This window comes from Chryseobacterium vietnamense, from assembly GCF_031454475.1.
Lineage (GTDB): Bacteria > Bacteroidota > Bacteroidia > Flavobacteriales > Weeksellaceae > Chryseobacterium > Chryseobacterium vietnamense.
Genome location: NZ_JAVDQX010000004.1, coordinates 111,442 through 124,111 on the forward strand (window position 1 = coordinate 111,442; position 12,670 = coordinate 124,111).

11 protein-coding genes are annotated in these 12,670 nt (G+C 36.3%); 7 read left to right on the plus strand and 4 right to left on the minus strand.

Annotated features, from left to right (window positions below):
* Positions 1–80 precede the first annotated feature (80 nt).
* The gene (locus tag J2786_RS17595; protein WP_034696927.1) at positions 81–551 is read left to right on the plus strand and encodes an Lrp/AsnC family transcriptional regulator; all 471 of its coding nucleotides are present in this window, start codon (positions 81–83) and stop codon (positions 549–551) included.
* A 74-nt stretch (positions 552–625) separates the two neighbouring features.
* Here the strand turns inward: J2786_RS17595 and J2786_RS17600 are convergent, their stop codons facing one another.
* Both J2786_RS17600 and J2786_RS17605 read right to left on the minus strand, forming a co-directional pair.
* Positions 626–1,141, minus strand: a complete 516-nt coding sequence (locus tag J2786_RS17600; RefSeq protein ID WP_052187110.1) for a phage tail-like protein — start codon at positions 1,139–1,141, stop codon at positions 626–628.
* Positions 1,142–1,158: 17 nt separating this feature from the next.
* Positions 1,159–2,211 carry a phage tail-like protein gene (locus J2786_RS17605; protein ID WP_047433796.1) on the minus strand — a complete coding sequence of 351 codons (1,053 nt, stop codon included), beginning with the start codon at positions 2,209–2,211 and terminating at the stop codon, positions 1,159–1,161.
* Between the two features lie 448 nt (positions 2,212–2,659).
* Between J2786_RS17605 and mnmE the strand changes: the two genes are divergently transcribed.
* The 4 genes from mnmE to J2786_RS17625 all read left to right on the plus strand — a co-directional run bounded on the left by mnmE (position 2,660) and on the right by J2786_RS17625 (position 6,600).
* Positions 2,660–4,045, plus strand: coding sequence for a tRNA uridine-5-carboxymethylaminomethyl(34) synthesis GTPase MnmE (mnmE, locus tag J2786_RS17610; RefSeq protein ID WP_047433799.1), 1,386 nt, complete (start codon positions 2,660–2,662; stop codon positions 4,043–4,045).
* Positions 4,046–4,304: 259 nt separating this feature from the next.
* A complete protein-coding gene (locus tag J2786_RS17615) occupies positions 4,305–4,916 on the plus strand; it encodes a helix-turn-helix domain-containing protein (RefSeq protein WP_310026085.1) in 612 nt (203 codons plus the stop codon).
* Positions 4,917–5,037: 121 nt separating this feature from the next.
* Positions 5,038–6,249, plus strand: a complete 1,212-nt coding sequence (locus J2786_RS17620) for a site-specific integrase (protein ID WP_310026089.1) — start codon at positions 5,038–5,040, stop codon at positions 6,247–6,249.
* 12 nt (positions 6,250–6,261) lie between these two features.
* Positions 6,262–6,600: a helix-turn-helix domain-containing protein gene (locus J2786_RS17625; protein ID WP_310026092.1), complete on the plus strand. Its 339-nt coding sequence runs from the start codon at positions 6,262–6,264 to the stop codon at positions 6,598–6,600.
* A 575-nt stretch (positions 6,601–7,175) separates the two neighbouring features.
* Here the strand turns inward: J2786_RS17625 and J2786_RS17630 are convergent.
* Both J2786_RS17630 and J2786_RS17635 read right to left on the minus strand, forming a co-directional pair.
* The gene (locus J2786_RS17630; RefSeq protein ID WP_310026094.1) at positions 7,176–8,468 is read right to left on the minus strand and encodes an HlyD family secretion protein; all 1,293 of its coding nucleotides are present in this window, start codon (positions 8,466–8,468) and stop codon (positions 7,176–7,178) included.
* Entirely contained in the window at positions 8,428–10,644 is a 2,217-nt protein-coding gene (locus J2786_RS17635; protein WP_310026096.1) for a peptidase domain-containing ABC transporter, read from the minus strand. Before J2786_RS17635 ends, J2786_RS17630 begins: the two co-directional genes overlap by 41 nt.
* Positions 10,645–10,781: 137 nt before the next feature.
* On the opposite strand from J2786_RS17635, the gene J2786_RS17640 reads away from it, so the two are divergent.
* A complete protein-coding gene (locus tag J2786_RS17640; RefSeq protein WP_310026098.1) occupies positions 10,782–11,483 on the plus strand; it encodes a 2-C-methyl-D-erythritol 4-phosphate cytidylyltransferase in 702 nt (233 codons plus the stop codon).
* The gene (locus J2786_RS17645; RefSeq protein WP_310026100.1) at positions 11,467–12,666 is read left to right on the plus strand and encodes a LicD family protein; all 1,200 of its coding nucleotides are present in this window, start codon (positions 11,467–11,469) and stop codon (positions 12,664–12,666) included. Before J2786_RS17640 ends, J2786_RS17645 begins: the two co-directional genes overlap by 17 nt.
* Positions 12,667–12,670: the final 4 nt, after the last annotated feature.

Here is a 12,670-nt window from a genome sequence, read left to right on the forward strand (position 1 = left end):
GGAACAATATTGAATATTTAAAATACACAAAAGAACAAAACACCTGATACATCAGAAAAAACCTATAAAAACAGAACAAAATGGCAACTGAAAATTATATTCCAGATGAAAAAGACTTATCCATCCTCCGTCTTCTTCAGAAAGATGCGAAGATGAGTGTCCGTGATATTTCGGCAAGGATCAATTTGAGTCCTACGCCTACGCATGAGCGTATCAAACGTATGGAAAAACAGGGAATCATTAAAGAATATACGGCTGTAGTAGACCGCAAAAAGGTCAATAAAGGAATGATGGTGATCTGTATGATTGCTTTGAATGTTCACAACAAAAAAACAGCAGGAAAATTTATTGAGGAAGTGGGTAAACTGAAGGAAGTGGTAGAGTTTTACAATATCAGTGGGGATTTTGATTTTATGCTGAAGATCCTGGCTCCCAATATGGATGAATTTCATGAGTTTTTTGTCAATAAACTGTCAGAAATTGAAGGAATTGGACAGACCAAGAGTATTTTTGTGATGAACAGCATCAAGGAAAGTGCGCAAATCGTTTAAGCTAAAAAGCAGCCATGTACCATACACGGCTGCTTTTTTATTTTGAACGGAATATTCCGGATCAGCTTATTTTTTCATTTCCAGTAATTCCAGACTGTGCCGTCAAATACCGCCAGTGTTTTGCTGGTTGTATCATAGCACATCATCCCCGGATAAGGATTTTTTACATTAAGATGTGGTGTGGCTATCTGAGGAAGAACCATTGCTTTATTCTGAGATTCCAGAACCAATACGCCATCAGCAGAACTTGTAGCTTCACCCATAATGACTCCTTTTCCTGTTTCTACAGAATTATTGGCAGCAATTACACTTGAACTTCCGGCATCTGATAATGATTTCCAGACATCATTTTCGTAGACCTTCACTTTGTTATCGGTGACATCAAAGATGAATGTTCCGTTCACTAAAGATCCTGTAGGAAATCCGGAGGTAGCGGGAAGAATTAAGCCTTTTGTATTTCCCAATACATTATCAAAATCCAATACGGTACTCTTTCCGTCTATCGTCTGTTTACCAATCGCAACCTGAGCGAAAAATGTATTACAAACAACTAAGGCAAATGCTATACTTATATTTTTTATATTTTTCATATCCTTTATCGGTTAAATTAATCATTACAGCTTCTTTGTACACATTTCCATTCAGTACCGTTATAAAGCTTCACGCATTTATCCTGAATATCATAGAGAAGCATTCCTTCTTTCGGTTCTGCGATGGCATCTCCGGGCTGTGGAGTCTGGCTTACATGCTGAACTCTGGTAATAACAAAACCTTTATTTTTTGATTCCATAGCCAAAAATCCATTAGGGATATTTTCAGGCCATGCATCGCTTTTCTGCTGTATGGTGATCCCAAATTTGGTATATCCGTCAGGGGTCCCTGAAATTCCGGGTTTTGTACAAAATCCATCGATCTCATCAATAATCAGGGGTGCATTTCCACAACTTGTTTTATCTTCAGACAATCCTTCTGGCCAAAGAGAGGGACACATTGCTTTTGTTGCATTGGGCCCGCAGAAGCTTGAATTCCCCATTCCCAATCCTATAACAGATCCCATGGCAATGGTTACAATCTGGCTGTCATCACTGATGATGGAAGCTCCTCCTCCACCGCTTACGTCTGCTTTAGCAATACAATAGGCTCTTCCGGTAGGAACACCTACATATTCAACAGAAGGATAGGTTGTAGACTGTTGGGTAAATGTTCCACAAATCTCTACTACACTGCCTGTTCCCATTTCAATAACTGAGGTTGTTCCGGGATAAAAACCACCAAAACTCGGGTCTTCCTGAACTACCGATCCTACAAGAGATAGGAAGGATTTTGTTCCTAATTTAATTTTTGAATTTTTCTGAGATCCGAAAGTTCCTACTTTCACTGTTCCTGTTGACTTAACACTTGCCCCATCACTAATTTCCAGCACGCCATCCACCTGGATACTGTTAGACTGCAATTGTCCGGATTGTATGATAAGGGCTGCTCCGTTCGGGATGCTGATATTGGTACTTACACTAAGATTTCCGTTGAGACAATAGGTATTTCCGCTTGTGATCGCCTGTCCGGTATAAGGAATACATTGCGCATAGGTCATTGTACTGAAGACAAGCATTAATAAAAAAGATAATTTTTTATTAATCTTTAAAAAAAATAGGTTATTCATATACATTTATAATACTTTAACAAATTATTACCGTTTTAATAATAAATATTTAAATTTTCAACATCAACGACCCCACTAACAACAATTAACATACCAAACAATTGTTTAATTTTTTACTCCATACATGACATTTAACCATCATCCATCACTGTCAAGTTTATTAAAAAACACTGATCAATGTTACACCACAGCAAACTACACCTTTCCCATTCTGTTTATATTCAACAGAATTATTTTTTAAAATTTTATATTTCAAATGGTGTTTTCGCTCTATGTTTAATAGAAATAATTCTGCACTTATTGATATAGCAGGTACATCTTTTATACAACAAGCCTCTCAAAACATAGCCTGTTTTAAATCTTCGCTGTTTTTAACTGAATACAACAATAGATAATCTGAATAACAGACGCCCATGAAAATTCACATTAAAAACCGTAAATTTGCAGCATGAATAACGATACGATATGTGCACTGGCTACTGCCAATGGAATAGGTGCTTTAGGCATCATCCGTGTTTCAGGAAATGAAGCTTTATCTGTAGTTCAGAAAAGTTTTCCGGCTAAAAATCTGGAAAAACAGAAATCCCATACCATTCATTACGGTTATTTTATGGATGAGGAGGAAGCTATTGATGAGGTGATGCTTTCTATTTTTCTGGCACCAAAAAGTTTCACTACTGAGAATTCTGTGGAGATTGCTTTTCACGGTTCTCCGCATATCGGAAAACGTATTCTTGAAACCCTGATCAAAAACGGAGCGAGAATGGCTAAAGCAGGAGAATTTACTCTTCGTGCTTTTATCAACGGTAGAATTGATCTTTCTCAGGCGGAAGCGATTGCTGATGTGATCGCCTCTGAAAATGAAGCTTCGAGAAAAGTTGCGATCAACCAGCTGAAAGGAGGAATTACCAATGAAATCTCTGTATTAAGAACTGATCTTTTAAATTTCGTTTCCTTAATTGAACTGGAGCTTGATTTCGCTGAAGAAGATGTGGAATTTGCCGACAGAAGTGCCCTGAGTGGATTATTGGATAAAATTGAAGTCAAATTAAATTCGTTGATTGAAAGTTTCCAATACGGAAATGCCATTAAAAACGGGACCGCCGTCGCCATCATCGGAAAACCGAATGCCGGGAAATCTACGTTATTGAACTCCCTTTTGAAGGAAGAAAGAGCGATTGTGAGTAATATTGCCGGAACAACGAGAGATACGATTGAGGAAGTTCTTCATATTAAAGGCCATGCCTTCCGATTAATTGATACTGCCGGACTTCGTGAAACGGTGGATGAAATTGAAGCAATCGGGGTAAAAAAAGCTAAAGAAAAAGTAGAAAACGCCAATATTCTGGTGTATCTGGCAGATGCTGCTACCCAGGATTTTTCTGAGGATATTGACATGATTCAATCCTTATTAAGAGAAGATCTGAAGCTGATTATCTGTGCAACAAAAATTGATGAAGTTATTCCAACAAAATACGAAACGGTAGAAGATATTTTCAGAAACGCTATTTCTCACGAATTTGATTTTATCAAAATCTCAGCAGTTGAAAATCAAAATATTCAGGATCTGAAAAATGAACTTTCCTCTTATGTGGAGCATTTGAAAACTGAAGAAAATAATGTTGTCATCACGAATCAACGACATTTTGAAGCCTTAAGAAAATCCATGGATGCCGTTGATAAAGTGAAAGAAGCTATTTCTTTCCGGATTTCTACGGAATTACTGGCGTATGAGCTTAGAAATGCCCTGGAACATCTTGGTGAAATCTCCGGAGAGGTGACCAATGATGAGGTGCTTGGGAATATTTTTTCTAAGTTTTGTATTGGCAAATAATCGATAAAAACAAAGCAAACCAAAATAAATTAAACGACTAAAATTCAACCATTTACAAGGTTTTTATTTTGTGATAATTTAGCAGAATTTGGTTTGTTTTGGTCTCTTTTGTCCCCCATTTGTCCCCCAAAACCGAGCTCAAAACATTTTTTTTAACAAGGAGAAATAACTTCGCTTAAGGTATCTTAATGCATCTTATTGCATCTAAATGAACCTTATTGTACCTTAAGTTTGGTTAATCTTCATAAATGAAAATATTATGAGTTCAAATCTTAAAATTCGGCGGATTTGCGAGCATTGCGGGCATGAATTTATCGCCAAAACTACAGTAACCCGATATTGTGGCGACAATTGCGCGAAAAAAGCGTATAAATTACGGGGGAGAAAACTACAGATGACTGATTCCAATTCTGAATCCCTAAGTTTTATTCCCTCACGCGTTAAAACTTCAGACAACTATTTCGAACTGAAAACCTTTGATTACCTAACTGTCAAAGAGTCTGCTAAAATGCTTAAGTGTGACCCACGGACGATCTATAACATGATTTCCGTCGGTAAACTCAAAGCAATCAATCTGGCAGAAAGAAAAATCAGAATCTTGAAAAAATCTATCGATGATCTATTCGATGACCCTGTAAATATTGAGGAGGTACGAAACCGAAATTCACTGATCACTAAATGTCCACCTCTTAAAGATTGTTATAGCATTGGTGAATTGCTAAATGATTTTAAGCTTTCAAATTATACCATCAAAAACTTAATAGAAACCTTCAATATCCCGAAATACTCGAAAGGTAAGTTTGTTTTTATACCTAAGAAAGCCATAGACCCTATTTTAATGAATTTAATTGAACAGTCGCAAGAATTTTAAATCCTAGTAACGCCTGTTACATTTTCCGCGCACTGGGAAAATTTAAGACAAAATAGGCAGACTATTTCCATAATCTCCTATTTCTCTATTGAAGTCAATTAATTATATTAAATATCTCATTATGTCTACTGTCACATTAAGAATGAAAAAGATCAGCAAGGGACACCGATTCTCTCTTTTTCTTGATATATATCCCCCAATTTATGATAAAGCAACACGTAAGTATAAACGAAAGTTTTACCTTGAGCTCTATCTTACGGTTGATCCCAAAACTGTACTTGAAAAGAAAATAAACAAAGAAACCCTTATCCTGGCCGAACATATCCGGGCAAAGAGGCTGCTCGATCTTCAGAATCTGCGTTATAGCTATATTTCAGAAGATAGAATGAAGGAAAACTTTATTGATTTTTTTCAGGAAGAGGCGAACAAGCGGGCTGGTAATTACAACTGGAAGATGTCACTCGCTTACTTTAGAACCTTTATAGGTGATACGCTACCTTTTATTGACCTCAACGAGACCTTATGTGAAGAATTCGCTGATTACCTACTCTCAGGTCCAGGCATTGGTCGCGCTAAGCGCTCCATTAAAAAAAATACAGCGTCAGCCTATTTTCATAGATTCAAAAGGGTACTTAAGGAAGCATTTAAAAAAAAGCTGATCTGTACGGACCTTTGTGCTATCGTAGAAAATATATCTCCGAATATTCCACACCGTGAATTTCTTCTATTGAATGAGTTACAAGACATGGCAAATGCGCACTGCAATTCCGAACTCATAAAAAGGGCCGGACTTTTTTCAGCAATGACAGGATTTAGATATTCCGATGTAGAAGCTTTAAAATGGAGCCAGATCAGGGGAATACCCGGTGACTACTACATTTTATATAATCAGCAAAAAACCGAAAGTGCAGAATACTACCCTATCTCAGACCAAACCGTTACCTTGTTAGGACAACGTAAAGATCTCGATGAGAACGTTTTTGCAGGATTAAAATATGATCACGTAACCAAAGAACTACCCAAGTGGTTAAAAATTGCAGGAATAAACCGCCGATTTACATTTCATGGTTTCCGCCATACTTTTGCCACTTTACAAATTGCGGCAGGTACAGGAATTTACACTGTTTCGAAGCTTCTAGGACATAAAAACATAACTACAACCGAGATCTATGCAAGGATTGTTGATTCGCTCAAAAAAGAAGCATCTGGGAAAATTAAACTCGATACTTACAACATAGGTCTAACCATGGACACCGTTGGAAATTGGGACAATTCCGGAAAAAATCAGAATTTCGCTTCCGAAATTTCCGAAATCAACATTGTCATGAGCTAATTTCACAAAAAAATGGCAAAATATACGTTCGAAATGTTGCCCTTACTCCTTGAAAAGATAGAGGTAAGGCTTGAGAGGATTGAAAGTTTGATCCAAACAGCAAGGTCGAAGGATCTTAATGATGATTATCTTTCCGCAAAGCAAGCAGCGGATATGTTAAATTTTACGCTTGCAACACTCTACACAAAAGTTTGTAAAGGAGAAATCCCTTCTTATAAAAAAGGCAATCGCTTATATTTTTCATTTGTTGAACTAATAGAATGGATTGAGAAGGGTAAAAAATGTACCGTCGATCAAATCGAACAAAAAGCATATATAATAGCGAGGAATTTAGAAAAAAGTAGAAGATAGTGGAACGAAATTTAGTCTTCTGTAAAAGTTTTAATGTTTTTGACAAAAAAAATCATGTATCCTATTCATATAGGGCTTCTTTTTTATCGGAAAGTGAGGGATTACCATCTATCCTCATATTAATCTATAAAACAATTAGTTACCAATTTAAAATAGAAGATGCCATATATGGACCACACAATCATGTATCTTGTTAATTCTCTAAAAATCTTAATTATAATAAACTAATCGAACTCGAAGGGTAAAATCTAATCTCTTTCGACTATCACTACATTTTAGCATAGTTAACCCAAAACTTAATTTTACAATTTCCACATTCTGCTAAAAACTGACTTTTATTAAACTTTCAAATAATCTTTTTTATAATGGGTAGAAACGTACTAAGAATTGCATTTTCCGGCATTTAATGATAAGTTAAAGTATTTCATAAAGTTCCGCATATCCGGTGAGCGATTAGTTAGGAAATAAATTTGAATTGAAACGTGAAATTCTTTAGAGAGAACTACTCAACACAATTTTCTTTATGAATAAAAAAACAACAGATGACAGATTCATTTTAACCATTATCATTATTTTTAGAAGTTCAGAATAACTTTTTCCAGAACCCTTTCATAAAGTCTTTTGTTATCAGTCAAAATTTCTCCTTCTCCAACTACTCCGTCCGAAAGGATCGTACCGCCTGCAGCTGTGATCGCCAAGTCTACCATATACTTCTTTTCATCACCGTTTACAGTTTTAACAGTATTTCCCAAAAACGAAACTTTTATCACCTTTGCTTTTATGACTCCGTATTCTTCATGAGGAAAATTATTGAGTCTTATCAGTACATCCTGGCTTTGTTTAATTTTACCCAATCCGAAATCTGAGATAAGCATCTGACCATTAACTTTATTGGATGCAGGAACAATCGCAAAGATGGGATCCTGATGATTTATATATTGATTATTTTTCAGGAAGCTTAAAAATTGCACCTTTCCACCAACAGGAGCAATAATCAAAAAAGCTCTTTTCCAAGCCCTGATTTTATTAACAAGGTCATTATAGCTATTGTATAAGTCGGAGATAAGTTTTTCCTCTTTTTCCGTTTTCAGGATCCGTGCTTCTGTGCTTTTATTTTTTGTACTCAGAATTTCCTGGTCGAGCTTATGAATCTCCTGTTTAGTCGTATTATTATATTGTAGCGCGCTGAGATAGTTTTGCTCTGTATCTTCAAATTGCTGCTGACTAATTATCTGGGAATCTCTAAGCAGGGAATCTCTTGTAAGCTTATTGTACCCCAATTTGTCATTCTTATTGATCAGTTTAACCCTGTCCTTCTGTAAGTGCAGCTGTTTTTCCTGTTTACTTGCAAGATTGTCTAAAAGCTTTTGCTGTTTGTCATAAAGGTCGTTCTTGGAAAAAAGGACATATTGCTGTAAGGCATTAAGGAAAGTAAAATAGTTGTTGTTGATCTCTCCAACATGAACAATTTTAGGAAGTGAGTGGTAAAATGAGGCAAAATCTGTATCCGCATTAAAATTTAGCATTGTTTTTTCCAGCGCTAACATTTCCTGAAAAGATGCTTCATTTTCTATATAAGCTACAATATCTCCTTTTTTAACATCATCATGATCTTTTTTCAAAATAACTACCGGTCCTTGATGATTGGCCACAAGAGATATGGATGGATTATCTGCCACGATCGTGACAGATCCTTTATAAGAATCTGGATATTTTATCGCAAATAAGGTGATGATAAATACTAATAGAAGTAAACTGATCAGAACAAAAATCCGTATACTGATATTACTCGGTATTCGTGAAACTAGAAAAGTAATTTCTTCCGAATTAGGCTGTGGCTGTCTCTGTATGTAATTTCTCGGCTCCATTTAAAACGTTTATTTGACTTTCAAAAAGCTTATAATAATGTCCCTTTTGATTCATAAGGGTCATGTGATTTCCTCTTTCTATAATCCTACCGTCTTTCATTACGATAATCTGATCTGCGTTCATAATGGTACTTAAACGATGAGCAACAATTACAACCGTTTTATTAACGAATACTCCGGAAAGGGAATGAACAATATTTTTTTCATTGATTGAATCAAGTGCATTGGTCGCCTCGTCCAGAAAGATATATTTCGGATTTCGGTATAAAGCTCTTGCTATAAGGATCCTCTGCTTTTGTCCACCACTTATTCCCCTTCCGTTTTCACCAATTTTAGTTTTGTATCCCAAAGGCATGTTCTCAATCTCTTGCGTCATGTTGGCAATAGCAACGACATCTTTTAGCAGTTTGTAATCAATATTATTTGTGTTGAGGACAATATTATTTAATACCGTATCATTAAATATCTTACCGTTCTGGAAAACACTTCCACACTGATCTCTCCAGTTAGAAATACTTATATTCTTATAATTCATCTCTCCCACTGTGATATCACCGGCAGAAGGTTCATACAATCGCAGTAAAAGCTTTAGTATTGTAGATTTGCCACTACCGCTATCCCCCACAAAAGCAGTAGTCTTTCCTTCGGGGACAACGAAGTTCAGATTCTGTAATACGTACGGCTGGCGGGAAGAGTACTGAAAGTATACGTTTGAAAACTTTAAGGTTCCCGAGGAAGGCAGTGTAAAGCTGTTATTTTCACAATTATCTTCTTCGGGCAAACTTTTGATCTCGCGAATTCGGCTAAAGCTCAATTTCGCCATCTGAAAACCCAGAAAAAACTGAACCAGTTGCTGAATCGGGCCATTCAACATTCCCAGTATCATTTGAATGGATAAAAGCTCTCCAAGGGTCATTTTAGCATTAATCACAAGCACTGCACAATAGAAGGTAATTGATACATTCTTAAGATTATCAATAACCTGTGCTCCCACATTCTGCCTGTTTGTAATGGATTGCATCTGCAGATTCTGTTTAAAGATTTTGGCCTGTATTTCGTCCCATTTCAGTTTTCTGGAAACTTCATAGTTATTGATCTTAATTTCCTGAATATTATTAATTGTTTCAATCCAGAATCCCTGGTCCTTACCCATTAAAGCAAAATAATTCATATCAACCTGTTTCCGGGCTTTAAAAAAAAGAAATATATAGGTAAGATAAATTGCAGTACCTGCTATAAAAATGAGGAAAACGGGAATGCTGTAAATCACAAGAACAAAAATGAAAGCAGAAAATGATAAAAGGGAAAAAATAATATTTAGAGAATTTCCCATGATAAAACTTCTTATTCTTTCATGGTCATGGGCCCGCTGCAGGATGTCTCCAGGATGTTTGTTCTCAAAAAAACTGAAAGGTAGCTTTAAAAGCTTCGATAGATAATCTGATATAATATTAACACTTACTCTGTTTGAAACCTGCAGGATGATCCAGTCCCGTATAATTGTTGAAAAAAAAGAACAGATAATAAGCGCCAGATTAGCGATCAGGATCATCTTAATAAACTGTAAATCCCTTTTGTTCACTCCGATGTCAATTACAGACCTGGAGATAAACGGCAGAAATAAATTCAATCCCGTAATTATAGTCATCACTACAAGTAATAAAAACAGTATTTTTTTGTAGTTTGAAAAATACCTGAGGAAATCGAACAGCGTATTCTTCTGCTCAATGACTTCTTCAATATGGACAGTTTTAAAGTTATGGGCAGGTTCAATCAAAAGGGCAATCCCCTTTTCGTTGTCTTTTTTCCATTTCCTTTGAAATTCATCCAGCCTGTACACAACCTTCCCCCTTGCCGGATCCGATATATAAATCTTATCTCCCTTAATTCGATAGATAACAACAAAATGACTTTCACCCCAGTGAAGAATCGCGGGTAGATGAACCTGTGATTTCAATTCCTGAAAAGTACAACGTACTGCGTGGGACTTGATTGCGATTTTTTCGCAGGCATATATCAGGTCAGCCAGAGAGACTCCCTCCTTTGTTATGCTGCATAAATCCCTCAGAAATTGTAACGAATAATATCTTCCGTAATGTTTGGCTATTATCCTCAGACATGTTGGACCACAATCCATTTTATCATACTGCCTTTCGTGCGGAAAGCTTTTGATCATTAGTTTTTTTTGCAAAATAATAACCTCTAAGAATATAAAAAAAACCGTAACTCAACAATTAATAGAATGTTCACAATCCATTCACACCCGTGCAATTTTTATGTTCTAGTTTTGACATCAGTTAAATGAAACGATTGATGAGAACGAAGAAATACATTATAATTGTGGCAGCTGGTGAGGGTAACAGAATGGGCGCTGAAAACGCAAAACAGTTCCTTCCCCTTGATGGTAAGCCAATTCTAATCCATACCATCGATACTTTCTTAAACCACCCCACTCTTATTTTTGACATAATCCTGGTTCTTAATAACTCTCATTTGGACATGTGGGACAAATTATGCCAGCAATACTATTATCTCAAGCCCATTAAGATTGTCACCGGAGGTAGGGAAAGGTTTCACTCCGTGAAGAATGCAATTGACACCATTACCGATCATGAATGCTATATCGGAATTCACGATGGTGTCAGACCATTCGTAAGCGAAACGGTAATTGAGCGCGCTTTCTCAGAAGTAATTGAACATGATGCTGTTGTTCCCGTTGTGGCTATGATTCCTACTATAAGAATGACAGATGGTGAAAATAACCGGAGCATGAACCGCAGCGATTTTAAAGTTGTTCAAACACCCCAGGTCTTCAACTCTGAAATTGTAAAAAGAGCTTATCAGACACCCTATCAACCAACTTTTTTTGATGATGCCACAGTGGTTGAGTTTAACGGATATACCATAAAACTTATTGAGGGCAATGAGGAAAACATAAAAATAACACTTCCCATCGATTACCTTACTGCAAAAGCCTTACAAAAAACAAAACTAATACATGATATTTCAAATTAAAGAAGGAGCCGTGTACTCCACTTCCGGCAATGATACAGTTGAAATCAGTTCCAATATAACGGAATCACCTTATGATCAAAATTTCCACAAAGATAAATATGGGTTTGAAATGTCTCCGACAGACATTAAGAATTACGCCGCCCACATTTTTATTTGGGACTATATTTTAAAAAATGACATAACAACACCCTGCATTATTCTGGAGAATGATGTTAAACTTAAGCATACATACGAAGAACTCTGTACAGACATCGATTCCCTTGAAAATGAGTGGGATCTAATCATTCCATACAATAAATTGCAAGAGGATACCATCACCAGAAACGAGATATTCCCAAGCAGACTGGGCTATTATTGGGGCAGTTATATCTACGTCATCAATGGAAAAAAAATCACATCGATGGACTGCTTAAAAAGTATTAAACAGCCAATCGATGAAGAAATACTGGAGTGTTCCTTTAACAACTCTTTAAAAACACTTGTGATTGACACCGGCTGGTTTGAATATGATGAGGTGAACTGCCCTATCTATAAAAGCAGAGGATCGTTTTTTATTGAGAAAATAAAGAAGATTAATCTATGGGAAGAAAGACATAAAGAACAGGCAGTAGAAATACTCAAATACCTGGGTGAAAAAGCAAAGGAACTTGATTTGAGCCTTTTTGCTCATGCAGGAACGCTTCTGGGGATCATAAGACATAATGATATTATGCCATGGGATGATGATATAGACTTATGCATGGATGAGAATGAAATTGAGCTTCTACTGCGTGCAGTGGAAAATGACAATATGATCAAATTTACAAAGCGTATCTGGCATAAAACAGGATCTGAGTATTACAAATTTTTCTATAAAGATGGCGAATACAAGGAAGGTTATGATTACACATTTCCATTTGTGGACATCTGGCTGCTTTTTCACAAAGAAGAAAATTTATATATTACTTCAGACGGGTATGAGGTACCAACTACCGATTACTTTCCGGGAAAGGCTTATGAACTTTATAAAGCTCCTATTCTTGTTCCCCATAATCATGAATCAATTCTACAAAAAATGTATAAAAATTGGGACAAATACATTAAAGTTTTCTCATGGTCTCACCGCAAAAAAGAAAACTGCATTGATAGTATTATTGCCCCTATCCAGACTGACGGCAATGGCCGGCTTATTAACCAAAACTAATAAC

Bases quoted from the DNA above. Each gene is read 5' to 3' on its own strand.
- J2786_RS17595 (WP_034696927.1), top strand. From the start codon at position 81: ATGGCAACTGAAAATTATATTCCAGATGAAAAAGACTTATCCATCCTC.
- J2786_RS17600 (WP_052187110.1), bottom strand. From the start codon at position 1,141: ATGAAAAATATAAAAAATATAAGTATAGCATTTGCCTTAGTTGTTTGT.
- J2786_RS17605 (WP_047433796.1), bottom strand. From the start codon at position 2,211: ATGAATAACCTATTTTTTTTAAAGATTAATAAAAAATTATCTTTTTTA.
- mnmE (WP_047433799.1), top strand. From the start codon at position 2,660: ATGAATAACGATACGATATGTGCACTGGCTACTGCCAATGGAATAGGT.
- J2786_RS17615 (WP_310026085.1), top strand. From the start codon at position 4,305: ATGAGTTCAAATCTTAAAATTCGGCGGATTTGCGAGCATTGCGGGCAT.
- J2786_RS17620 (WP_310026089.1), top strand. From the start codon at position 5,038: ATGTCTACTGTCACATTAAGAATGAAAAAGATCAGCAAGGGACACCGA.
- J2786_RS17625 (WP_310026092.1), top strand. From the start codon at position 6,262: ATGGCAAAATATACGTTCGAAATGTTGCCCTTACTCCTTGAAAAGATA.
- J2786_RS17630 (WP_310026094.1), bottom strand. From the start codon at position 8,468: ATGGAGCCGAGAAATTACATACAGAGACAGCCACAGCCTAATTCGGAA.
- J2786_RS17635 (WP_310026096.1), bottom strand. From the start codon at position 10,644: ATGATCAAAAGCTTTCCGCACGAAAGGCAGTATGATAAAATGGATTGT.
- J2786_RS17640 (WP_310026098.1), top strand. From the start codon at position 10,782: ATGAGAACGAAGAAATACATTATAATTGTGGCAGCTGGTGAGGGTAAC.
- J2786_RS17645 (WP_310026100.1), top strand. From the start codon at position 11,467: ATGATATTTCAAATTAAAGAAGGAGCCGTGTACTCCACTTCCGGCAAT.